The 23,480-nt window shown below is 68.4% G+C and carries 17 protein-coding genes and 1 other RNA gene; 4 read left to right on the top strand and 14 right to left on the bottom strand.

All coding sequences use genetic code 11. The features are described 5' to 3' along the window. Positions 1–53 precede the first annotated feature (53 nt). Positions 54–1,832 carry a GMC family oxidoreductase gene (locus LPC04_RS15495; protein ID WP_275683151.1) on the bottom strand — a complete coding sequence of 593 codons (1,779 nt, stop codon included), beginning with the start codon at positions 1,830–1,832 and terminating at the stop codon, positions 54–56. After that, on the bottom strand, positions 1,832–2,533 hold the full coding sequence (locus LPC04_RS15490; RefSeq protein WP_275683150.1) for a gluconate 2-dehydrogenase subunit 3 family protein: 702 nt from the start codon (positions 2,531–2,533) through the stop codon (positions 1,832–1,834). Before LPC04_RS15490 ends, LPC04_RS15495 begins: the two co-directional genes overlap by 1 nt. Before the next feature lie 231 nt (positions 2,534–2,764). Here LPC04_RS15490 and LPC04_RS15485 point away from each other — a divergent pair, with 231 nt between their 5' ends. Further along, on the top strand, positions 2,765–3,628 hold the full coding sequence (locus LPC04_RS15485; protein WP_275683149.1) for a fumarylacetoacetate hydrolase family protein: 864 nt from the start codon (positions 2,765–2,767) through the stop codon (positions 3,626–3,628). 38 nt (positions 3,629–3,666) lie between these two features. Beyond that, entirely contained in the window at positions 3,667–4,506 is an 840-nt protein-coding gene (locus tag LPC04_RS15480) for an enoyl-CoA hydratase/isomerase family protein (RefSeq protein ID WP_275683148.1), read from the top strand. A 33-nt stretch (positions 4,507–4,539) separates the two neighbouring features. Here the strand turns inward: LPC04_RS15480 and LPC04_RS15475 are convergent, their stop codons facing one another. The 7 genes from LPC04_RS15475 to LPC04_RS15445 form a co-directional block, all read right to left on the bottom strand. Then, positions 4,540–6,897: a PAS domain-containing protein gene (locus tag LPC04_RS15475; RefSeq protein ID WP_275683147.1), complete on the bottom strand. Its 2,358-nt coding sequence runs from the start codon at positions 6,895–6,897 to the stop codon at positions 4,540–4,542. Positions 6,898–6,908: 11 nt separating this feature from the next. After that, complete coding sequence (locus LPC04_RS15470) at positions 6,909–7,382, bottom strand: response regulator (RefSeq protein WP_275683146.1); 474 nt, start codon at positions 7,380–7,382, stop codon at positions 6,909–6,911. Positions 7,383–7,393: 11 nt separating this feature from the next. Beyond that, on the bottom strand, positions 7,394–8,878 hold the full coding sequence (locus tag LPC04_RS15465) for a sensor histidine kinase (RefSeq protein ID WP_275683145.1): 1,485 nt from the start codon (positions 8,876–8,878) through the stop codon (positions 7,394–7,396). A 141-nt stretch (positions 8,879–9,019) separates the two neighbouring features. Beyond that, a complete protein-coding gene (locus LPC04_RS15460) occupies positions 9,020–9,574 on the bottom strand; it encodes a BPSL1445 family SYLF domain-containing lipoprotein (RefSeq protein WP_275683144.1) in 555 nt (184 codons plus the stop codon). Between the two features lie 116 nt (positions 9,575–9,690). After that, positions 9,691–10,173, bottom strand: a complete 483-nt coding sequence (locus LPC04_RS15455) for a hypothetical protein (protein WP_275683143.1) — start codon at positions 10,171–10,173, stop codon at positions 9,691–9,693. 298 nt (positions 10,174–10,471) lie between these two features. Then, positions 10,472–11,299: an alpha/beta fold hydrolase gene (locus LPC04_RS15450; RefSeq protein WP_275683142.1), complete on the bottom strand. Its 828-nt coding sequence runs from the start codon at positions 11,297–11,299 to the stop codon at positions 10,472–10,474. A 487-nt stretch (positions 11,300–11,786) separates the two neighbouring features. Then, positions 11,787–12,266, bottom strand: coding sequence for a hypothetical protein (locus tag LPC04_RS15445; protein WP_275683141.1), 480 nt, complete (start codon positions 12,264–12,266; stop codon positions 11,787–11,789). A 199-nt stretch (positions 12,267–12,465) separates the two neighbouring features. Here LPC04_RS15445 and LPC04_RS15440 point away from each other — a divergent pair, with 199 nt between their 5' ends. Together LPC04_RS15440 and LPC04_RS15435 are read left to right on the top strand one after the other, a co-directional pair. Further along, on the top strand, positions 12,466–18,801 hold the full coding sequence (locus LPC04_RS15440; RefSeq protein ID WP_275683140.1) for an AAA family ATPase: 6,336 nt from the start codon (positions 12,466–12,468) through the stop codon (positions 18,799–18,801). Between the two features lie 224 nt (positions 18,802–19,025). After that, the gene (locus LPC04_RS15435; RefSeq protein ID WP_275683139.1) at positions 19,026–19,286 is read left to right on the top strand and encodes a hypothetical protein; all 261 of its coding nucleotides are present in this window, start codon (positions 19,026–19,028) and stop codon (positions 19,284–19,286) included. A 394-nt stretch (positions 19,287–19,680) separates the two neighbouring features. On the opposite strand, the gene ssrA is transcribed toward LPC04_RS15435, so the two are convergent. From ssrA to ompA, 5 genes are all read right to left on the bottom strand, one after another. Further along, positions 19,681–20,053, bottom strand: a transfer-messenger RNA (tmRNA) gene (ssrA, locus tag LPC04_RS15430). A 168-nt stretch (positions 20,054–20,221) separates the two neighbouring features. Further along, positions 20,222–20,854: a PEP-CTERM sorting domain-containing protein gene (locus tag LPC04_RS15425; RefSeq protein WP_275683138.1), complete on the bottom strand. Its 633-nt coding sequence runs from the start codon at positions 20,852–20,854 to the stop codon at positions 20,222–20,224. Between the two features lie 181 nt (positions 20,855–21,035). Next, positions 21,036–21,719, bottom strand: a complete 684-nt coding sequence (gene gph / locus LPC04_RS15420; protein WP_275683137.1) for a phosphoglycolate phosphatase — start codon at positions 21,717–21,719, stop codon at positions 21,036–21,038. Then, on the bottom strand, positions 21,719–22,423 hold the full coding sequence (gene ubiG, locus LPC04_RS15415) for a bifunctional 2-polyprenyl-6-hydroxyphenol methylase/3-demethylubiquinol 3-O-methyltransferase UbiG (protein WP_275683136.1): 705 nt from the start codon (positions 22,421–22,423) through the stop codon (positions 21,719–21,721). The genes gph and ubiG overlap by 1 nt, the downstream gene beginning before the upstream one ends. A 120-nt stretch (positions 22,424–22,543) precedes the next feature. Further along, the gene (ompA, locus tag LPC04_RS15410; RefSeq protein ID WP_275683135.1) at positions 22,544–23,230 is read right to left on the bottom strand and encodes an outer membrane protein OmpA; all 687 of its coding nucleotides are present in this window, start codon (positions 23,228–23,230) and stop codon (positions 22,544–22,546) included. Positions 23,231–23,480: the final 250 nt, after the last annotated feature.

Here is a 23,480-nt window from a genome sequence, read left to right as displayed (position 1 = left end):
CTCCGGCCTGCGGCCTGCGGTGCGAGCTCCGTCCGGAGCGGCCGTGCGTGCGCTCATGCCCGCACCAGCGCCTGCGGCGACTTGAGATACGTCCCGCGAAGCTCCTGCGCCGAGAAGTACGCCAGCCCGGCCAGCAGCCCGGTCGGGTTGTAGCCGATGTTCTGCGGAAAGGCCGAGGCGCCGTGGATGAACAGGTTGGGCACCTGCCAGCTCTGCGAATAGCGATTGACGACGCTGTTGGACGGGTTGGACCCCATGATGGCGCCGCCGGTCGTGTGCGTGGACTGGTAGATGCGGGTGTCCCAGTGGTTGCCGGGACGCATCACCAGCAGCGAGCGGCTCTCGGGCTTCATCGCCGCGACGATCTCGTCCATCTTCTGCGCGCTGAACGCGGCCATCCGGTACTCGTTGTCGTGCCAGTCGAAGGTGATGCGCAGCAGCGGCAGGCCGTGCGAATCGCGGTAGGTCGGGTCGAGCGACAGGTAGCTGTCGCGGTAGGACATCACCGAGCCCTGCGTCGAGTACGGCGCCGAGTGGCGATAGTGCTTGCGCACTGCATCTTTCCAGCCCGGGCCCCAGTGCGGCGTCCCGGAGGGCAGCAGCATCTGCGCGATCGGCCGGCCGCCCGTCGCGGACGAGAAGATCAGCGAGCCGCCGATGAAGCCGTGCCTGGCATGGTCGAAGTGATCCGAGTTGAAGTCGTCGACCACGCGCTGGCCGGCGCCGCCCGCGCCGATGAAGGGATTGATCTGCGCGTCCTCGCCGAAGTGGGCGCTGGAGAGCGCGCACATCTGGTACGCGTAGTTCTTCCCGACCAGGCCCTCGCCCGTCGCCGGATCGTAGGGCTTGCCGATCCCGGACAGCAGCAGCAGCCGCACGTTGTGCATCTGGAAGGCGCACAGCATGACCAGATCGGCCGGCTGGTCGACCTCGCGGCCGTTGGCGTCGATGTAGCGCACGCCGGTCGCCCGCGTTCCCGACGGGTCGAGCAGGATCCGGGTGACGTATGAGTCGGTCCGCACCTCGAGGTTGGGCCGATCGCGCAGGATGGGCAGGATGCACGTCTGCGGCGAGGCCTTCGAGTACAGGTAGCAGCCGAAGCGCTCGCAGAAGCCGCACAGGTTGCACGGGCCCATGCGCACGCCGTACGGGTTCGTGTAGGCGACGGAGCTGTTCGCGGCGGGCACCGGGAACGGCGTGTAGCCCAGCTCCGACGCCGCCTTCTCGAAGCGGCGCGCGCTCTCGATCGCCGGCATCGCGGGCGTCGGGAACTCGTCGCTGCGGGCCCCTTCGAACGGATTGCCGCCGACGCGCAGCGTGCCGCGCAGGTTGCCGGCGATGCCGGACGTCCCGCAGACCTTCTCGAAATGGTCGAAGTGCGGCTCGAGTTCCTCGAAGGTGACCGGATAGTCCTGGATGGTCATCTCGGGCGGAATGAACTTCTTGCCGTAGCGCTGCTCGACGTGGCTGCGCAGCCGCAGGTCCTCCGGCGATGCCCGCCATAACTGCCCGTTCCAGTGGACACCGGCGCCACCGACGCCGTTGCCGAGCACGAAGGAGCCGTAGCGGCGATACGGCGCCGCCACGTCGTTCGGACCATGGCGGATGGTGACGGTCTCCTTGGCGAGCGGCTGCCACAGCTCGCCGCGCACGCCGTGCCTGAGTTCGTCCGCGATGCGCGGGAACTCGAAGTCGGGCGAAGTGTCGCGCGCCGGCCCGCGCTCCAGCGCGACGACCGACAGGCCCGCGTCCGTCAGCGTCTTGGCCATGACGGCGCCCGTCCAGCCGTAGCCGACGATGACCGCGTCCACCGGCTTCCTGCGTTCCGCCATCACGCCCTCTCGCCGTTGATCGAGACCGGCCCGAACGGATAGCGCTGGCCGGCCTGGTCGATCCAGTCGGTGAAGTCCGCGCGGGCGCCGGGGAAGCCGATCAGCTTCCAGCCGGCCATGCCGCGGTTGCCGCCATACATCGGGTCGGCGAAGAAGCCCTCGCGGGTGTTCTCCAGCAACTGCGCGAAGAACGCCGCAAGCGGCGGATCGTCGCCCGCGATGCGTCCGCCCTCCAGCAAGCCGAGGAACTCGTCCTGCCGCGCGCTCGCCAGCTTGTCGAAGGGCGCGCCATGCATCTTGCGGGACGCCTCGTTGGACGCGGCGATGCCCTTGCGATAGAGGTCCCTCGGCGTATGCGGCAACTGGTATCCCAGCGTCGGATCCAGGCCGGTCTGGAACGGGCCCGCCATGTAGGCATACGCGCCATGGCCGTAGGGCATCTCCATCTGGCGATCGATGAACTCCGGGACGCCGGTCGCCACGCCGCCGGGGCCCGATTGATCGGCGGGGATCAGCCTGTCGACGGCCGCACTGACGAAGGCCCACTCCGCGGCGTTGAAATAGCTCGGCGTGTAGTCGCGACGAGGCTCCGCGGCCGACGCCGCATCCGGCCGCAACACGCCGGGAACCGCGACCCCCGCCACCGGCGCGGCTGCCCTCAGCAGGAACATGCGGCGGCCGATCGACACCTTCGATTTCATGCGGACACCTCTCGCGCGCGGCGCTTCGAATTGCATGGCGATGCGAAGCAGTGTGCGTCTGCGCGAGCGTGCGGCGGCATCCCCCCGATGGGTGACGCGGAGGCCCGGCGCCTCCGCGAGGGCGGGTAACCCACCCGGGGGATGCCGCCGGCAAGGGGCGGCGAGGAGACTCGCATTGCCCAGCGGAATTTCCGGCGCGAAGCGTTCCGTTCCGCGCCCAGCAGGTACCTCATGCGAATCGTTCACTTCGAGACAGGTGGGGCCGTCGGAATCGCGGCGGATGCAGGTTCGGGCTGGCATGGCCTGACGCGACGCGACGGCGGATTTCCGGGCACGCTGCCCGAGCTGATCGCACAAGGCGCGGACCTGGTGCGCATCGGTGCCAGCCTCGCGCAGTCGCCGGCGATCGACCTGGACGCCGTCCGGCTGTTGCCGCCGGTGCCCGCGCCGCCGAAGATCCTGTGCGTCGGTCTCAACTACGACGACCACCTGGAGGAAAGCGGCCTGAACCGGCCCGTCTATCCGGAGATCTTCGCCCGCTTCGCGACGAGCCTGATCGCGCATCGGGCGCCGATCCGGCGACCGCCCGAGTCGACGGCGCTCGACTACGAGGCCGAACTCGCCATCGTGATCGGCAAGCCGGGGCGCCGCATCCCGCGCGACCAGGCGCTCGCCCATGTGGCGGGCTATTCCCTGTTCAACGATGCGACGATCCGCGACTTCCAGCTGCGCACGCCGCAGTGGACGATGGGCAAGAACTTCGACGGCAGCGGCGCGTTCGGCCCCTGGCTGGTCACGCCCGATGCCGTTCCGCCGGGCGCCCACGGGTTGCGCATCGAGGGCCGCCTGAACGGCCAGGTGATGCAGCAATCGTCCACGGACAAGCTGATCTTCGGCGTTGCGGCATTGATCGAGATGATCAGCGTCGCCATGAGCCTGGAGCGCGGCGACGTGATCATCACCGGCACGCCCGGCGGCGTCGGGGCGGCGCGCAAGCCGCCCGTGTACATGCGGGCCGGCGATGTCTTCGAGGTGGAGATCGAGGGCATCGGCGTGCTGAGCAACGTCGTCCGGGACGAGGCGGACGCGACCTAGCGGCCGCCTCGCACGGCCACCGAAACGGAGCTGCTGCCATGTCTTATGCCGACTACAAGTGCTTCCAATTGCGCTTCGATTCCGGCGTCGCCTTCGCCAGCATCGATCACCCGCCGATCAACCTGCTCGACGAGGTGCTGTCGGCGGAGCTCGACAGGCTGGGCCGGGAGCTCGAGGCCGACGACAGCATCCGTGTCGTCGTCCTGCAGAGTGCGCTGCCCGAGTTCTTCATCGCCCATTCCGGCCTCGGCCGGGTTGGCGCCGCCCCCAAGAAGGCGTCCCATACGCGCAGCTTCCGCCTGACGCAGATGATCGGCGAGCGCTTCAGGAACATGCCCAAGGTGACCATCGCCAAGGTCGAGGGACGTGCCCGGGGTGGCGGCAACGAGATCGCGCTGGCCGCGGACATGTGCTTCGCCGCCATCGGCAAGGCGATCTTCGGCCAGCCGGAGGTCGCGGTCGGCCTGGTGCCGGGCGGCGGCTCCACGCAGAGACTGCCGCGGCTCGTCGGGCGGGCCCGTGCGCTGGAAGTCCTCGTGGGTTGCGACGACTTCACGGCGGAGATGGCGGAACGCTACGGCTTCATCAATCGCGCCTTGCCGGCGGACGAACTGACGCCGTTCGTCGAGCGGCTGGCCCATCGCATCGCCTCGTTTCCCGCGCATACCGTCGCGCATCTCAAGGCGGCCGTGGATGCAGGCGCCTTCGGCTCCCTCGCGGAGGGGCTGCTGGTGGAAGCGCACGAGTCCGACCTGAGCGTCGCCAGCGACGTGACGCAGGCGCGCGTGGCCGAGGCATTGAGGGTCGGCGCCGAAACCTACGAAGGCGAGCTGGAGCTGGAGTTCATCTCGAGGCTCTCGCCGGCGGCGCGGAAGTAGGCTTCGCGATCCGGGGCGATCGATGGCCGGCGGTCAGCGTGGCGAGACCGGCGTGCCCGCGTGATCCCGGAGTGCGCGCGCAAGCGTCACCGCGAGGTCGCGTGCCGACATCGGCTTCTTGACCACCTGGTCCACGCCGACCAGCCTGGCGCGTTCGATCACGTCCGCGTTGACGTATCCGCTCACCAGCAGCGTCGCGATCGCCGGGTGGATGTCGCGCATCCTGCGCAACAGCGCCAGCCCCGCCAGGCCGGGCATCCGCTCGTCGCTGACGACGGCGTGGTACCTGCCCGGCTCCGCGGCGAACGCCTTGAGGGCCGCCTCGCTCGACGTGTAGGCCTCCGGCAGGTATCCGAGATCGAGCAGGTTCTGCTCCGCCAGCCGGGCGAGCGCCTCCTCGTCGTCCACGACCAGGATGTGCTCCCCGTTGCCGCGCGGCAGGTCAAGCTCCTCTTTCCGGAACGGGTCGATCACGTCGCCGGTGCGCGGCAGATGGATGACGAACGTGCTTCCCTTGCCGACCGCCGTCTCGACATCGATCGCGCCGCCGAGGTCCATCACGATCCCGTGGACCAGCGACAGCCCGAGGCCGGTGCCGACGCCGACTTCCTTGGTCGTGACGAAGGGGTCGAAGATGCGCTCCACCAGTTCCGGCGCGATGCCGACCCCGGTGTCGGCCACCTTCAATGAGACGTAGTCGCCGGCCTCCACGACGCCGATCATCGCGATGCGCGGCGCGTCGACGTGGATCGCGCTCAGCGAGACCCGCAACGTGCCGCCCGCGGGCATCGCGTAGATCGCGTTGGTCGCCAGGTTCATCAGCACCTGGTGCACTTGCGTCGGATCGCCCTGGATGCCCGAGAGTCCCGCCCGCAGCGCCGTCTCGACGGCAATGCCGCCGGGCAGTTGCGCGATGATGAGGTCGAGCGTCTCGCGCACCACGCTCTCCACATGCACGGCCACGCGCTCGCTGACGCCGCTGCGGCTGAAGGCGAGTATCCGGTTGACCAGCGCGCGGCCCCGTTCGCCGGCGACCACGATGTTCTCGATCGCGTGGTGAAGCCTGCTGCCCGCGACGACGTCGCGCATCGCGATCTCGCCGTAGCCGAGGATGGCGCCGAGGATGTTGTTGAAGTCATGCGCGATCCCGCCGGCCAGGCCGCCGATCGCCTCGAGGTGCCGCGCCCGGCGCAGGCGGGCTTCGAGGCGGCGCAGTTCGTCCTCGGCATAGCGGCGCTCCGTCGCGTCGAGCAGGAAGCCGACGATGCGCACGGGGGTGCCCCCGTCATCCAGGAACATGTGGCCCCGGGCCTGAAGCCAGCGCACGCCCTGTTCCGGATGCGCGGCGCGATACTCCGCGCTGAAGTCGCCGGAATCGGAGGCGGCGCGCGCGATGGCCTGTTCCAGGATCGGCCAGTCCTCGGGATGGACCTGGCTTCGCCAGGACTCGCGAGCGCCGGCCGCCGTCGAGGGCTGCCCGGGCAGGGACCCGGCGTCCGCCAGTCCGATGCTGCCGTCCTCGCCGGCGTCGAGGCGCCATTCGAACGGCACGGCCTGCGCCGCCTTCTGCGCCAGGTCGAGCATCTGCTGGCGCGCGAGCAGGGCCGCATCCGCCTGCACGCGGTCGGAGACGTCCGTGGTCGTCCCGATGAATTCGTCGACCACTCCCGCGGGGTTCTCGACCGGACGACCGACGCCGCGAAGGTGCCGGATGCTCCCGTTCGCGAGGACGATCCGGTAGTCCATCACATAGGGCTGCCTGGACCGGCGAGTCTCCTCGAATGACTGCCAGACCGAGCGGCGGTCATCCGGATGCACGATGCTCATGAAGACGTCCATCGCGGGATCGACCTGCCCCGGCTCGAAGCCGAGCACGCGGTATTGCTCCTCCGACCAGACCAGCTTTCCGGTCGAAAGCGTCCAGCCCCAGCTGCCCGTGTGGCTGATGCGCTGTCCTTCGGCCAGGAATTCCTCGCTGCGCCGCAAGCGCTCCTCGGCTTCCCGTCGTTCGGCGCGCTCGCTGCACTCGCGCGTGGCGCGATGCACGGAGCTCACGATCCTCGAGAGGCGTTCCTTCAGGATGTAGTCGGTCGCGCCGATCTTCAACGCATCGATCGCGACCTCCTCGCCCAGCGTGCCCGAGACGAAGATGAACGGCAGCTCAGGCCGCCTCTCCAGCGTGATCTGCAAGGCGGCCAGGCCGTCGAACGAGGGCAGCGTCAGGTCCGCCAGCACCAGGTCGAAGTCCTGGTCGAGCGCCGCCACGAATTCGTCGCGCGACTCCACGCGCACGACATCGCAGACGATGCCGCCCTCCTCGAGCAAGGCCTTCACGATTTCCGCGTCGTTCTTGTCATCCTCGAGATGCAGGATTCGCAGAGGTGAGTGCACGGCCGCCTCCCCTATTGCCCGCCGGCGAGCCTGTTCTTCTTCCCGACGCTGCCCGGAGGGGCCTCGTTGATGATCGCCCAGAAGACGCCGAGCTCCTTGATCGCGCTGACGAACTCGCGGAAATCGACCGGCTTGACGACGTAGGCGTTCACGCCCAGCTTGTAGCTCGCCACCATGTCGCGCTCCTCTCTCGAGGAAGTCAGCACCACGACGGGAATCATCCGCATCGCCTCGTCGTCCTTGATGCGCTTGAGCACCTCGAGGCCGTCGACCTTGGGCAGCTTGAGGTCGAGCAGCATGACCGCCGGAAGGCCCTGGGGACGTTGCTGGAAGGCCCCCGCGCAGTAGAGGTAGTCCAGCGCCTCCGCGCCGTCGCGCGCGACGTGGACCTCGTTGGCGAGGTTGAATTCGTCGAGCGCCGTCAGCGTCAGCTCGACGTCCTTCGGGTCGTCCTCGACGAGCAGGATGCGTCCGAGATTGATCATGGATCGTCCTCCTAGGGATTGGGTGCGGAGAAGTAGAACGTGGCGCCCCGGCCGTCGCTCTCGGCCCAGGCCTTGCCGCCATGCCTGGCCACGATGCGCTGCACGGTGGCGAGCCCGATGCCGGTTCCCTCGAACGCTTCGGGCCCGTGCAGGCGCTGGAAGACGCCGAACAGCTTGCCGACATACTTCATGTCGAAGCCGACGCCGTTGTCCTTGACGAAGATCACCACCTCGCCGGACGGGCCGGGCCGGGATCCGATCTCGATCTCGGCCTTCTCGCGTGTGCGCGTGAACTTGACGGCGTTCTCGAGCAGGTTGACGAGCACGATCCGCATCAGCGACCGGTCGCCATGCACGCACGGCAGCGCGCCGAGCTTCCAGGCGATGTCGCGTCCATCCGTCTCGCGCTCGAATTCGCTCAGGAGCTCCTGCGCGAGCTGCGTCATGCTGACGAGCGTGTTGTGGGTCTGGACGCGCCCGATGCGCGAAAAGGCGAGGAGGTCGTCGATCAGCGTGCCCATCCTCGAGGCCGATTCCAGGATCATCGACACGTATCTCCGGCACTTGTCGTCGAGGACCGCGGCGGCGTTCTTCTGCAGCAGTTCCGTGTAGCCCGCGACGTGGCGAAGCGGCGCGCGCAGGTCGTGGGCGGTCGAATAGGAGAAGGCCTCCAGCTCCTTGTTGCTCGCCTCCAGCTCGATCGTCCGGTGCTCGAGATCCGCGTTCAGCCGGCGGATCTCTTCCTCGCGGCGCTTGCGCTCGGTGACGTCGTTGTTGGTCTCCAGGATCGCGGTCGGCTGGCCGGCCCCGTCCCGCTGCAGGGACCAACGGCTGGCGACGACGACCTGCGTCCCGTCGGACGTCGTCTTTCCCAGTTCGCCTTCCCAGCGACCGCTGGTGTTCAATGCCGAATGGATCTCGTGCAGCGGCATCGGAAAGATGGTGCGCATCATCTCGTGGGCTTGCCGACCGATCGCCTGGCCCGCGGCCCAGCCGAAGAGTTCCTGCGCCCCGCGGTTCCAGTAGGTGATGACGTCGTGCATGTCGCGCACGAAGATGGTGTCGTGCGTGAGGTCGAGCAGGCTCGCCTGCCGCGTCCGCTCGACGACTTCGGCGGCGAGCGCATCGCGCGCCTTGCGAAGGTTCTGCTCGATGGTGCGCCGCCTCGAACTGAAGCCGGCCGTGATCACGCCGAACAGGACGAAGCCGACGATGTAGGGGCGATCGGCCTGCTCCACGCCGAAGGTGTAGAGCGGCGGCGTGAAGAAGTAGTCGTAGGCCAGCGTCGACAGCACGATGGCCAGCACGCCGGGGCCGTTGCCCGCGTACCAGACCGTCATGGCGATGGTCGCCAGGAACAGCGGGAACCCGAGCTTCTCGATGCCCAGGCCCTGCGTCGCGAGCGACAAGCCGAGCGCGACCGCGGTCGCGACGAACGAGAAGCCGTAGTTGCGGATCAAACTGCCTGTCTGCGACAAGAGAAGGTTCGATCGCATCATGGATCACCGTTTGAATGACGCCGTGGCACGCACTATCCGGCGTCGCCCAGTCGTGTTGCATCCCCCGCATGGGGCACGGCCCCACAGGCGCGCGATTCGAACCGATGACTGCATCGGACGGCGCACCGCCCGGCTCGCTCAGATGTCCACCCGGCTGACCTTCGCGCCTTCCAGGCTGACGTCCACCAGCAGCCCGCTCTTGGCGAGCACGTACGCGACCACGGGATGCTGGCCGCTCTGCGTGTCGACGCTCGCATCGGCGCCGTTGCGAAGCACGGTGATGGCGGCGTCCGCGCCGACGGTCCAGCCGTATCCCTTCTTGAACTTGTCCAGCGACTCCTGCGTCATGAAAAGCACGTAGATCGCCTTCGAGTCGGCACCCGCGATCACGCCGGCCGAGGCGCGCCCGGTGCTGTAGTACCCGATCGTGGCGCCGCCGCTGCGCAGCTCCCCTTCGCCCCAGGATCCGCCGATCACGAGGCCGGCCGTCATGACCGACGGGAACACCAGCACCCCGCGGGCCTTGGCGACCAGCTCGCTGGAGCCAGGCACCTTCGCGCCCAGCGTGGCGAGTGCCGCGTCTGTCTGGGCATCGATGCTGCGGCGCTGCGCCGCGCTGTCCGGGTCGATGGTCGCGCACGCCGAGCCGATCAGGGCCACGACCGCCAGGGAGATGAAGAGACGCTTTTTCATGGTGGAACTCCGTGCAAGAGGTCTGCACACTTTGACGGAGCGGCCCGGCCCTGGCGCACCTCGTTGGGCATGTCCTGGACTAAGCCGTTGGACAGACCCGCGGCTATGCAAGCGCGTCAATCGGACAGGCGACAGGCCATCAGCGCAAGGCGAGTCCGGCCGGCAGCGTCGACCACCGCGCCCGGGTCGTTGGCCAGCAGGTCGACCGGCATTCTCCGGCCAAGCCATTCGCAAGGGCGGACGAACCAGGCCGCGAAGGCCTCGACGCCGAGGAGATCGGCCAGCGCGATCGAGCAGTCGCCAACGGCCTCGTTCGGCGTCATCTGCGGACGAGCGAACTGGAACACGGGCAGCACGAACTGGGTGCGCGACATGAAGCTCACCACCTTGCGGCCGACGATCCACTTGGCGAGGATCGAGATCGGCTGCCGCCAGTGCGGCCGCATCAGGCCGACGAGTTCGTCCGTCGATGCGAGGCCGCCGTGCGCGCCGTAGCCGGCGATCAGTTCGGCCAGGGCGGCGTCCTCGCGGCGACGCAGCGGAACGACGGCCGACCGCGTCGTCGCCGCAGGTTCGAATACGGCAGCGTTCAATTGCATGATCGTGCTCCTGTTGACCGCCCCGGGGCTGGCAGCGTGCTGACAGCATCCGGCGCGGCCATCGAAACGCCTAGCCTCGCAAGACAGGCTCGCGCATCCCTCTGGAGAGGCAGTCGCCTGGATACCCAAGGTCAGGGCCGAGGGACGAGGGCCGCCTCCGCCATCCGGAGGTATCGCGACCGGCCTGCGACACGCACGGTCGTCTCCGGACCACCGCTCGACCTTGGAACGATCGATGAACACTTTCCAGATCCGGCTGCAGGCGGCCCGCGCGGACCGCTTCATCTCCCGCGGCTAGTCAGGCCTTGAAGAATGCCAGCAGGTCGGCGTTGATCACGTCCGGATTGGTCGCGCACATCCCGTGCGGATAGCCCTCATAGAGCTTGAGGGTGGCGTTCCTGAGCAGCTTCGCCGACAGCACGCCGGCGTCGGCGTAAGGAACGATCTGGTCGTCGGTCCCGTGCATGACCAGCGTGGGCACCTCGATCTTCTTCAGGTCCTCGGTGAAGTCGGTCTCGGAGAAGGCCTTGACACCCAGGTAATGCGCCTGGATCGAGCCCATCATGCCCTGCAGCCACCAGTGTTGGCGAATGCCTTCCGAGACCTTGGCGTTCGGCCGGTTGAAGCCGTAGAACGGGATCGTCAGGTCCAGGTAGAACTGCGGGCGGTTGGCAGCGACGCCCGCGCGGATCCCGTCGAACACGTCGATCGGCAGGCCGCCGGGATTGCCCTGCGTCTTCAGCATCAACGGCGGCACGGCGCTCACGAGGACGGCCTTGGCGACGCGCCGGGCGCCGTGGCGGGCGATGTAGCGCGTCACCTCGCCGCCGCCCGTGGAGTGCCCGACGTGGATGGCGCGATGCAGGTCCAGGTGCTCGGTCACCGCGGCCAGGTCGTCGGCGTAGTGATCGAGGTCATGGCCGGTCGCGATCTGGCTGGAGCGGCCATGCCCGCGGCGGTCGTGGGCGATCACGCGATAGCCGTGCTGGAGGAAGAACAGCATCTGGCCGTCCCAGTCGTCCGCGCTCAGCGGCCAACCGTGCGAAAACACGATCGGCTGTGCCGTCTTGTCGCCCCAGTCCTTGTAGAAGATCTCGTTGCCGTCCCTGGTCGTGATGGTGCTCATGGCGTCCCTGCCTTTGCGGGTTGAAGAAGAAGGAGAGGAGTCTTCCGCGCCTGCCGCTTTGCGCGCCCACGCCGTGCCCGCAAGGGCCATCGATGCCGTCCCGGCGGAAGCGGCAATGAGGATCTGGCGGCGGCTGATCTCGGCGAGGTCGTGGAAGCGGTCTTGCGACATGGCAGGCCTCCTTGGGTGCGGGGTCTCGGGTGGATGGATCGTGACGACAGGAAGGCTGCGGCGAACTAGCTTCGCCGCAAGTCCCGGATCGCGAGGACGGCTCGGACGACCGGCAGCCGTCGCGCCCGCTCCAGCAGTCGCTCCGCCAGCGACCTCGGCGCGCCGCGCGGCGGACCCGGCGGCGGCGCGCTCTCGCGGACGTGGGCCTCCATCGCCATCCGGATCCGGGCCCGCGAGGCCACGAGACGATGAAGTGCGGCGGCCTCCCCGGGCCCGCCCTCCGCGGCCGGCGCCTCAGGGTCCTCCCGCGCGCCGTTCATGGCTGCTCCGCCTGGTGGATCATGTCGATGTCCGCCCTCACCTGTCGCCCCAGGACATCCAGGTTCACGTCGATCGGCAGCACCCGGGCGACGATCACGCAGGCGCCCGCCGCGACCATGGTCGCGCACGGCAAGGCGACCAGCAGCCAGGCGTCGCGCAGTTCGCCGGGGACCGCCGCGTAGAGCAACACGGCGACGCCTGCAAGAACAAGCCCGAGCACGCCCAGCACGGCGGCTGCCGCGTAGAGCACGGCATGGACGACCAGCGAGGCGAGCGTGCGCCGGCCTTCCTCCAGCACCAGGTCGCCATAGGCTTTCGCATGCTCGACCAGCAGTTGCGGACGCCTGGCGGCCACGTGCACGATCGGATGGATCGTCACCTCGACCTCCGGAGCGTCGCCGCGAAGGACGCGATCGCTGATGTCATCGAGCACCTCGTTGAAGGAAATGCGACATGGCCCGAGTGTGCGAGCCATGTGCCCAGGCTACGCATCCCCTCGATGGGTTACCGCCGTGCCTCGCATCGACCGAGGGCATGCGCGGCCGCGCAAGCGGGCGCGGTTCGGATCGCCGCAGTAACATCGCTTTCGTTGCCAGCCCGCGGCATGGACATGATCGGCGCTCCGGTGCGCCCGATCCCGGTTCATCGCCAACCCGAGCACGCCGCCCTCCGCCATGTCCATGCCGAGCCCGTCGATGAAGGCACTCGATATCCTGCGAGAGGACGACGGGTTGGCCTTGTACCGCGGCGCACGAGGCGCCGACGGTGCACCGATGCTGGCGTTGGTGGCCTCGGACGCGGGCCGGAAATCGCTCCTGCAGCGACTGGAGCGGGAATTCGCGCAACGCGACCTGCTCGATGCCCGATGGGCGGCGCGGCCCCTCGCGCTCGAAGCGGAAGGCGGTGCGCCGACGCTGTGGCTGACCGATCCGCAGGGCGAGCTCCTGAGCGGCCGGATCGGTCGTCCCTGGGAGATCTCGCCGTTCCTGCGGGTCGCCGTGGGGATCGCCTCGGCGCTCGGCGGCGTGCATCGGGCGGGCCTGATGCACCGGGACCTGAAGCCGGACAACGTGCTGGCCGATCTCGAGTCCGGCTCGGCGTGGCTGACCGGCTTCAGCTTCTCATCGCGACTCCTGCGCGAGCGCCAGGCTCTGGGGCCGCCCGAGGTCATCGCGGGCACGCTGGCCTACATGGCCCCCGAACAGACCGGACGCATGAACCGCTCGATGGACTCGCGCAGCGACCTCTACGCGCTGGGCGTGATGTTCTACGAGATGCTGGCTGGGGTGTTGCCTTTCAACGCGTCCGATCCGCTCGAATGGATCCATTGCCACGTCGCGCGGCAGGCCGTGCACCTGTGCGAGCGACAGCCATCGCTTCCGCCAGCGCTGGCGGCCATCGTGATGAAGCTGCTCGCGAAGACGGGCGAGGATCGCTACCAGACGGCCGCGGGCCTCGAGGCCGACCTGCGGCGCTGCCGGCAGGAATGGGCATCGCGCGCCGCGATCGCGGATTTCCGTCTCGGCATGGACGACGTCTCGAGCAGGCTCGCGATGCCCGAGAGGCTTTACGGCCGCGACGCCGCGATCGCGACGCTGTCGGAGGCCTTCGAGCGGGTCGCCGCCCGCGGAGACTTCGAGTTCACGCTCGTTTCGGGTTACGCGGGGATCGGCAAGTCCTCCATCGTCCACGAGTTGCACCGGGCCGTCGTCCAGCCGCGCGGCCTCTTCGTCTCGGGCAAGTTCGACCAGCGCCTGCGCGACACGCCCTACTCGACGCTCGCCGAAGCGTTCCGGGGGCTGATCAGCCAGTTCCTCGGCGGCGACGCCGCCAGCGTGGCGCGCTGGCGGCAACGCATCGACGAGGCCGTGGGCAATCACTGCAGCCTGCTGTTCGAGCTTCTGCCGGAACTCGTCGCGCTGATGGGGCCGCAGCCGCCGTTGCCGGCCTTGAGCCCGGCGGAGGCGACGACGCGCTTCCAGTCCGCGTTCCAGCGCTTCATCGGTGCCTTCGCACGCGAGGACCAGCCGCTCGTGGTCTTTCTCGACGACCTGCAATGGCTGGATCCGGCAACGCTCTCGCTCGTCGAATACATCGCCGTGGCGCCGCAGACGCATCACGTGCACCTGATCGGCGCGTATCGCGACAACGACGTGCAGGCCAGCCATCCGTTGATGAAGGCCGTCGCGGCGATCCGCGCGAGCGGCCGCAGGGTCGACAACCTGGAGCTCGGCCCCCTGGACGTCGAGGACCTGGCGCTTCTCCTCGCGGACGCCTTGCGCCTGACCTGCGACCAGGCGCGCCCCCTCGCCGCGCTCGTGCGCGAGAAGACCGGCGGCAATCCGTTCTTCGCCGGGCAGTTCCTGGCAAACCTCGAGGAAGAAGGCCTCGTGCGCTTCGACGCCGGCTCCCTGCTGTGGACCTGGGACGCGCAGGCCATCGCGGCGACGAGCCAGACCGACAACCTGCTGGACCTGACGGTGCGCCGGCTGTGGCGGCTGCCGAGCCGGACGCAGGACGTGCTGCGGGTGCTGTCATGCCTCGGGAGGCACACGGATTTCGCGACGCTGGCGACCTTGTGCGCGCCCGCGCCGGACCTGCATGCGCACATCGGCCACGCCGTCGACGCCGGCATCGTCATCGCGGACGAGACCCATTGCCGCTTCCTGCACGACCGCGTCCAGGAAGGCGCCTATGCGCTCGTGCCGGAAGGCGATCGCGGCGCGCTGCACCTGAAGATCGGCCGGGTGCTGTCGAAGGCGATGTCGCGCGAGGCGCTGGCCGAGCGGATCTTCGACGTCGCCAGCCAGTTGAACCTCGGCTTGGCCCTGGTGTCGGACGACGAGGAGCGCGCACGGATCGCGGAGCTCGACCTCCAGGCCGCGCGCAGGGCGAAGGCCTCCACGGCGTACGAAGGCGCCTGCAGCTACCTGCGGGCCGGCCTCGCGGCGCTCGGCCCCGAGGGCTGGGAGCGCGCCTACGAACTGGCTTTCACGACGCGCTGCGAGTTGGCCGAATGCGAGATCAGCAGGGGACGTCTCGACGAGGCCGGCGCGCTCGTCGACGAGATGCTGCGCAGGAGCCGGTCCACGATCGCCTTCGCCCAGGCGACCGTGCTGCAGATGACGGTGCAGATGATGCGCGGCGAGGTCGGCCAGGTCGTGCGAACGGCGATCGAGTGCCTGGGCAAGTTCGGGCACGTCGTTCCCGAGCGGCCGTCGGCGGCGGACGTGGGCGCCGAGTGCGAGAGCTTGTACGAGGCGCTGGGCGACCGGACGATCGAGAGCCTGGTCGACCTGCCGCCGATGGACGACCCCGAAGCAGCGGCGGCCATGAGCGTCATGGTGCGGCTGGGGTTGGCGTCGTACTTCACCGACGGCAATCTCAACCAGACGATCGCGATCCGCCTGGTCCGGCTGACGCTGGCGCACGGCCTGTGCGAATCCTCCATCTACGGCTGCGCAGGCCTGGGCTCGTGCCTCGGCCCGGTCTTCGATCGCCCCGACGACGCCGTGCGGTTCGCGCGGGCAGGCATCGCCATTGCGGACAAGGGTGGCCACCTCGCGTTCCGGGCCGGGGCGCACGTGGCGCTGCAGCAGGCCGTCCTCTGGAGGCGCCCGGTCGCGGAAGCGGTGGCGCTGCTCGATGACTCGATCCGGCTCGCGAAGGAGACGGGCGCGCTCATCTTCGCCTGCTACGCCGTCGAGCACCGGCTGACGGACATGCTCTTCCGGGGCGATCCTCTCGACGCGATGTGGCACGAATCGCTGGCCGGACTCGCGTTCACCGAGAAGTGCAACGTCCGGCATGCCGGCGACATCATCGCGAGCATGCAGGGCTTCATCCAGGCCCTGCAGGGCCACCCCGACGATGCGTCGGCGCTCGATGGCCGGATCGACGCGCGCATCCAGGCGAGCGGCATTCCCGTCGTGGCCTGCTTTCACGGCATCCTGCAAATGCAGCGCCTGTTCCTGCTCGGGGATCCGGCCGGCGCGTTGGCGTGGGCGGAGAGGCTGTCGCCGATCCTGTGGTCGGCGCGCTGCCATATCCAGTCGGTGCACCACTGCGTGTTCCAGTCGCTTGCCATCGCGGCCCTGCATGCAGGGGCCGACCGCGACCGACAGCTCGAGTGGCGCGCCACGCTCGAGGCCAACCTCGCCGTGCTCGCGCACTGGGCCGGGAACTGCCCGTCGAGCTTCGCGCACCGGCATGCCCTCGTCGCCGCGGAACTGGCTCGCCTCGATGGCCGCGGCATGGAAGCGCTGCGGCTCTACGAGCAGGCGATCCGCGCGGCGACCGACAACGGATTCGTCCAGGATCGCGCCTTGTCCTGCGAGTTCGCGGGCGCCTTCTGCCTGTCGCAGGGACTGGCAAGCGCCGGCCGCGCCCACTTGCGCGACGCGCGCCGGAGCTACCTGCTCTGGGGCGCGCACCGCAAGGTGGCGCTGCTCGACGACAGATATCCCGGCCTCGGGGAAGCCGCGCCCCCGGCGCATCCGCCCACGATCGAGGCGCCGCTTGCGCAGGTCGACTTCGCGACCATCGTCAAGCTGTCGCAGACGCTGTCCGGCGAGATCGTGCACGACCGTCTGATCGAGAGGCTGATGACGATCTCGCTGGAACACGCCGCCGCGGAGCGAGGACTGCTGGCCCTGCGCAGGAGGGACGGGATCTTCCTCGAGGCCGTCGCGGGCTCGAAAGGCGACGGCGTCCACGTCGAGAGGGTGAACCGGCCGCTCGCGCCCACCGACATGCCCGACGCCATCCTCCAGCACGTGTTCCGCCGGCGCGGCAGCGTCATCCTGGACGACGCGCGCCAGCCCAACGCCTTCTCCGGCGACGAGTACGTTCGCCAGAAGAGGCCGCGCTCCGTGCTCTGCCTGCCGCTCGTCAAGCAGGGTCAGCTGATCGGCGCCCTGTACTTCGAGAACAACCTGGCATCGCACGTGTTCACGCCGGTGCGCCAGGCGGTGCTGGACATGCTGTCGTCGCAGGCCGTGATCTCGCTGCAGAACGCGGACCTGGTGGCGACGCTGGAACAGGAGGTCGCGGAGCGCAAGCAGTCGGAGGCCGCGCTGCGCGAGTCGGAGGCGCGCTACGCCCTGGCCATCGAGGCCGCGGCGGACGGCCACGGCTACTGGAGTGCGGAGACGGACGAGTACTACTGTTCTCCTCGCTGGATCGAGCAATGGAACATGCCTCCCGCCCCGCCCAAGGCGACGCGGCAACAGATGTTCGAGCTGTTTCCGTGGCATCCGGACGATCGCGCGACCATCGTGGCGCTGCACGAACGGCACCGCGCCAGCGGGGCGAAGCGGCTGGAGTTCGAGACGCGCGTCGTCGTCCGCGGCGAGGTGCGGTGGATGCACGCGACCACGCTGTACGTGCGCGACGCCTCAGGCAAGATCGTGCGATCGAGCACCGCGACGACCGACATCACGGCGCGTCGCCAGGCAGAAGAGGAACGAAGGCTCTCCGAAGAGCGCTATGCCCTGGCGCTGGCCGGCTCCGACGAAAGCATCTACGACTGGGACCTGAAGACCAATCGGCTCTACATCGCTCCCCGCACGCAGGAGTTGCTCGGCCTTCCCATCGGCGAGGTCTGGCGCGACCGCGCCGAGTGGGCGCTTGTCATGCGTTATCACCCGGACGATGCGCCGGGACGACGTGCGGCGATGGAGGCGCACATCGCCGGCAAGACGCCGAAGTACGACATCGAAGTGCGCATCCTCGTTCCCGGCGGCGTGCGCTGGCTGCACCAGCGCGGCCGCGCCTTGCGCGATGCCGACGGGCGCGCGTATCGCGTCGTGGGCTCGGTCGGCGACATCACCGAGCGCAAGCGCGAGCAGGAGGAAATGCAGCGTCTCGAGAGCCGGTTGCGCCAGGCGGAGCGCTTCGAGGCGATGGGCACGCTCGCAGGCGGCATCGCGCATGACTTCAACAACATCCTCGGCGCGATCCTCGGCTTCGGGGAGCGGGCGCTGCGCGCCGTGGCGGAAGGCAGCCGCCTGCATCACGACATCGCCAACGTCATCGTCGCCGGCGAACGCGGACGCACGCTGGTGGAGCGCATCCTGTCGTTCAGCCGGGGCGCCGGCGAGCGCGTGCCCGTCCACGTGGAGAAGGTCGTGCGCGAGGCGCTCGACCACCTGCAGGCGAGCCTGCCGCCGAAGGTCACGCTGCACGCCCGGCTGCACGCCGGGCACGCCGCCGTCCAGGGGGACGCGACCCAGATCCATCAGCTCCTGATGAACCTCGGGACGAACGCGGTACACGCCATGCCGGAGGGCGGCGTGCTGTCCGTGGCGCTCGATGCCATCGAGGTCGTGGACAGGCTGCATGCCACGACCGGCACGGTGGCACCCGGCCCATGGATCGTCCTGAGGGTCAGCGACGAAGGCACCGGCATCCCGCCCGAGATCCTCCCGCGGATCTTCGATCCGTTCTTCACGACCAAGGAAGCCCACGTCGGCACCGGCCTGGGCCTGGCGCTCGTCCTGCGCATCGTGGCGGAAGTCAGCGGCGTCATCGACGTGGACAGCCAGCCCGGCATCGGCACCACGTTCACCGTCCATCTTCCCCGCGCCGGCGATGCCTCGGACGAACTGCACGACAAGGAGTCCTCGTCGCCCGCGGGCCAGGGCCAGCGCATCCTCGTCGTGGACGACGAAGAGTCACTGCTCGAACTGACCGCCGACACCCTGCGCGACCTGGGCTACCGGCCCATCGGATTCAGCTCCGCGACCGCCGCGCTACGCGAATTCCGCGCGGATCCCGACGCATTCGACGCCGTGATCACGGATCAGCGCATGCCGGACATGGCGGGTGACAGGCTCATTCGCGAGATCCGGCTGGTCCGGCCGTCGATGCCGGTGATTCTCGTCAGCGGGTACGTGGGCGATGTCGCTGCGTGGGCTTCGGACGTCGGTCGAGCCAACGAGATTCTCGTGAAGCCGTTGCGGGCGAATGCGCTGGCGACGAGTCTTGCGAGGTTGCTTGGGGGTGATTGAACCTGAGGCCCTCGAAACCGCCCGACAGGCAGAGGCTCCGCCGCTTCGGAGAATGAATCAGATGGCATGAAAGTTCGCGCACAGCCAAGAGCGCACAAGAACACGAAACTGGCGGTGCGGCACTTGCACGACTAGCCATGCCGACGTGCAGACCACCGCCTGGCGCATCACGCGGGCGCACCATCGACGTATCGTTGCTAGACTCGATCATCATGGAGGTGGACATGCGCGTCGTCTGCACGTCGGCACCCGAAGGACGGATCTACCGTTTCTACCGCGCCAGCGATGACTTCACGCGTGCCCTCAAGCCGATCGTTCCCTTCCTGCTGGCGAGCCACGCCGATTTGATCGTGGGGAAGGAGGACGACGATTCCATGCAGATGCTTCGCGTCGGCCCCATACAGGGCGAGGCCGAGGCCATGCTTGTCAGCCTCATCGTCCCGAATCTGACTTGCCGCTGCGCCTCCGCTGCCGCCCGGGACTGAGCGATCGCACCTGATCTTCACGTCCGGCGGCGCAACCGGGGAAGCACGACCGGCGTTCACCAACCCGTGCATGCCGTCTCTGGCAGACGAATCCTGCGCCAAGCGTCAAGCTGCGCGCCAGTGATCGGGCTTGTCCTTGTCGTTGAGGTGACGCACGCGGGCGACCAGCGGGCGATGGCCCTGGCGCTTCGCCTCGGCGATCGCCTCTTCCCGTCATGCGTGCGGATGGGTCTTGCCATTTTTTGCAGACCGCCCATCTGGATGCCAGGCCCGTGCGAGGACAGCCAAGCGGCCGCATGCGGCCTCACGCACTTGCGTCCGCCCAAGGAAAAAGCGCCAAGTCGTCGACCGACTTGGCGCCTTGACGGCATACGGGCGTATGCACACGGGCAATTGGTGGAGCCGGGGGGAATTGAACCCCCGTCCGTCAGCCATCACCGGACAGTTCTACATGCGTAGTTCTCTGATTTGAGTCTCGCACCACCGGTCGCGCAGGAACACGCTACCGGTGACGCCAGCTACTTGATCTCATCCCCTGCCGAGTAGCCCGGCAGGAGACCAGCCAATGTGAATGACCTCTCAGTTCAGAATCTTGCGATCCCTCACCCGGCCCATCGGCCAACCGTTGAGAGGCTCACGGGTTTTAAGCCGCGAGAGCGTACGAAGAGTCGTTCGCAGTTACTTTGTTTCCAGTGGATTTACGAGCGAACTGGTGCTCGGCATGCCCTGCGCCGGATCCGTACCCACGTCGAAACCTGGTCGGCCCCAGAACTGTCATTTTAAGGCAAGTGGCCCGTCTTCAAGTCGTCGGCTCCGGATCCCTGGCGAATCGCCGCGATTGAGGCGTGAACATGCCCGAAAAAAGACAAAAGGCGTCTCGCATTGCTGCGAAACGCCTTGATCCGGGCGTCAGGCCGCGCAGCGGCCTGGCGCGATCACTGGACGCGGCGGCGGCGGGCGGTGAAGCCGAGCACGGCCATGCCGGCAGCGAACAGCCCCAGCGACGCGGGTTCCGGGACGGCGACGGCCTGGAAGTTGTCGAACGACGTGCCGTAACCGTCGGACGTGCCGGTCGCCTTGATCGAGAACACCGAGCTGGCGCTCTCGGCGGTGAAGTCCATCGTGATCAGGTGCCAGGCGGCACCGTTGTCGCCGACGGCACCAAACCCGGTGGCCGAAACGCCCGAGCCAGAAACCACGGTTGCCAGGAAGCCCAGCGAGCCGGGGGCGACGCCCGCACGATCGGCGAACCAGAACGAGATCTCGTAGTCCTTGCCGATGGTCGTGGCGAAGGACTGCGTGATCTTGTCGTTCTCGTAGCCGTCGAGCTCGACGAAGTTGTGGCCGTTTTCGGCGGTGCCAGCGATGTTGTCGCGAATCTCAAGCCCCGTCGACGTCGCCGTCCCGTTGGCCTTCGTGACGACCCAGCCCGGCACGCTGGTGTACGTGTTCCAGGTGCCCGCGGGCTGGGCGATGCTCTCGAAGCTGCCGTCGACGAGCAGGTTGCCGGCGGCCGAGGCCGTGGCGGAAACGGCCGCCAGTGCGGCCAGCGTGATGATCTTCTTCATTGACTTATCCCTCCAGATTGGCAGTTCCAATGCTATTGGGAACGGCTGTCAGCTGCCTATCGGCGGGATTTCCAGATCGGGCGGTTTCACTGTCGAGATGTGACCGAAATCACGCTCGACAGAAATACCCCCTAATCTGAACCTGCGGCCGACCGATGATGGCCGCACCGCGGGCGTCGACTTAGACCGATGGGACGCCCAGCCAGTCCAGCAGCTGGCCCGGCGCGTCCAGGAGCGCGTGCGCGCCCCAGCTGTGCGCCGGCTCGCCCAGGCCCAGGTAGCCCCAGGTGGCCACGAGCATGGCCATGCCCGCGGCCCGGGCGGCCTGCGCGTCGCGCAGGTCGTCGCCGACGTAGACCACGGCCTCGGGCGCCACCGCCATCGCGCGCGCCGCGTGCAGCAGCGGCTCGGGATGCGGCTTGGCGTGCGGCGTGGTGTCGCCGCAGACGACCACGGCCGCGCGCTCGTCGAGCTTCAGGCCCGCGACGATCTTCGAGGTGAACCGGGTCGCCTTGTTCGTGACGATGCCCCACGGGATGCCGGCGGCGTCGAGCGCGGACAGCATCTCGTCGACCCCAGCGAACGCGGAAGTGGTCTCCAGCAGCATGGCGTCGTAGTGCGCCAGGAAGGCGTCGCGCAAGGGCTCGAACTGCGCCTCGCCCGGCACGACGCCGAACGCGACGCCCACCATGCCGCGCGCGCCGGAGCCCACCATCGGCCGCAGCATTTCCAGCGGCAGCGGCTCCAGGCCGTGGTCGGCGCGCAGCCGATTGGCGGCGCCGGCGAGGTCGGGCGCGCTGTCGATGAGGGTGCCGTCGAGATCGAACAGCACGCCGCGCACGGCGGCTGCGGTGCCCGCGGACATCAGGCCTGCGGACGGCGGCACGCCACCATGTAGTTGACGGACGTGTCGCCCGACAGCCAGTAGCGTTGCGTCAGCGGGTTGTATTCCATGCCCACCAGCTCGAGCGTCTCGAGGCCCGCTTGGCGCGCGAAGCCGGACAACTCGCTCGGACGGATGAACTTCGCATATTCGTGCGTGCCTTTGGGCAGCAGCTTCAGCACGTGCTCGGCGCCGACGATCGCAAAAAGGAAGGCCTTGGCGTTGCGATTGAGCGTGCTGAAGAACACCATGCCGCCCGGCTTCACGAGCCGCGCGCAGGCGGCGACGACGGACGACGGATCGGGCACGTGCTCGAGCATTTCCATGCAGGTGACCGTGTCGAAGCTGGCGGGACGTTCGGCGGCCAGCGCCTCGACGGCGACCTCGCGGTAGTCCAGCCCGCTGACGCCGGACTCCATCGCGTGCAGCCTCGCCACCTTCAGCGGCTTGACCGACAGGTCGATGCCCAGCACGTTGGCGCCGCGCTGCGCCATGGCTTCGGCCAGGATGCCGCCGCCGCAGCCGACGTCCAGCACCGTCTTGCCGTGCAGCTGCGCGCGCTGGGCGATCCAGTCCAGCCGCAGCGGGTTGATGCGATGCAGCGGCTTGAAGTCGCCTTCGGTGTCCCACCACTTGTGGGCCAGCTCACCGAATTTCTCGAGTTCCTGGGGGTCGGCGTTTGTCATGGCTCGAATGCTAGCGCCTCGCGGGCACGGCCCCGGCGAAAAACCGCGGCCTTGAAATGAGAAGACCCGCCGGAGCGGGTCTCGCAGAAAGCGCGAAGCCGGTCGGCTTCGCAGCGTTTCTTACTTGCCAGTGGCGCGCGTGCCGACCACTTCGATTTCCACGCGACGGTTCTTCGCGCGGCCTTCGGCGGTCTTGTTGTCGGCGACCGGCTGCTTCTTGCCCTTGCCTTCCGTGTAGACACGGTTGGCTTCGAGGCCCTTGGACGTCAGGTAGGTCTTGATCGACTCGGCGCGACGGACCGACAGCTTGTCGTTGTACGCATCGGTGCCGACGCTGTCGGTGTGGCCGACGGCGATGATCACTTCCAGGTTGATTTCCTTGGTCTTGCTGACCAGGTCGTCCAGCTTCGTCTTGGCTTCCGGCTTCAGGATGGCCTTGTCGAAATCGAAGAACGCGTCGGCGGCGTAGGTGACCTTCTCGCTCGACGGAACCGGGGCGACGACGGGCGCAGGAGCCGGGGCCGGCGGCGCGACCGGCGCGGGAGCCGGCGGCGGGGGCGGCGGGGCCACTTCGGCCACGACCGGCTTCAGCGCGCCGTCGCAGTCGGCGATCGCGGTGGCCGGGGTCCAGAAGTTGTCGCGCCAGCAGAGTTCGCGCGTGCCGTTCTTCCAGACGTTGCCGTCCACGTTGCGCCAGTTGTCGATGCGGCCGGGAGCGGTCGTCGCGGGCTGCGCGAACACGCTGGACATCGGGGCAACCAACGCGACGGCGGCGACAAGCATCGCGACCTTGTTCAATTTCTTCATGATTCTCCTCTCGAGGAAAGCCGCAGTTGCCTGCGATACGTCCAAATCGGATCTGAGTAACGTTGGCGCGCACCCACCTGGGGCCAGCACGCACCAACGACAAAAATCATTGTGCCATCGGCGTATGACGCGGGTCGGATTTTGGCCATTGGCCCTCGAATGCGTCCCGCCAGTGTTGTGCGCCAGCGACAGGCGCCAGCCCGTAGAATCCCATATTCCGCCTGCGCCGGGATTCACCCGGGAACGCAGT

The organism is Scleromatobacter humisilvae (assembly GCF_023231945.1).
GTDB classification, from domain to species: domain Bacteria; phylum Pseudomonadota; class Gammaproteobacteria; order Burkholderiales; family Burkholderiaceae_C; genus Scleromatobacter; species Scleromatobacter humisilvae.
This window is presented reverse-complemented; position numbering and strand designations above follow the sequence as displayed.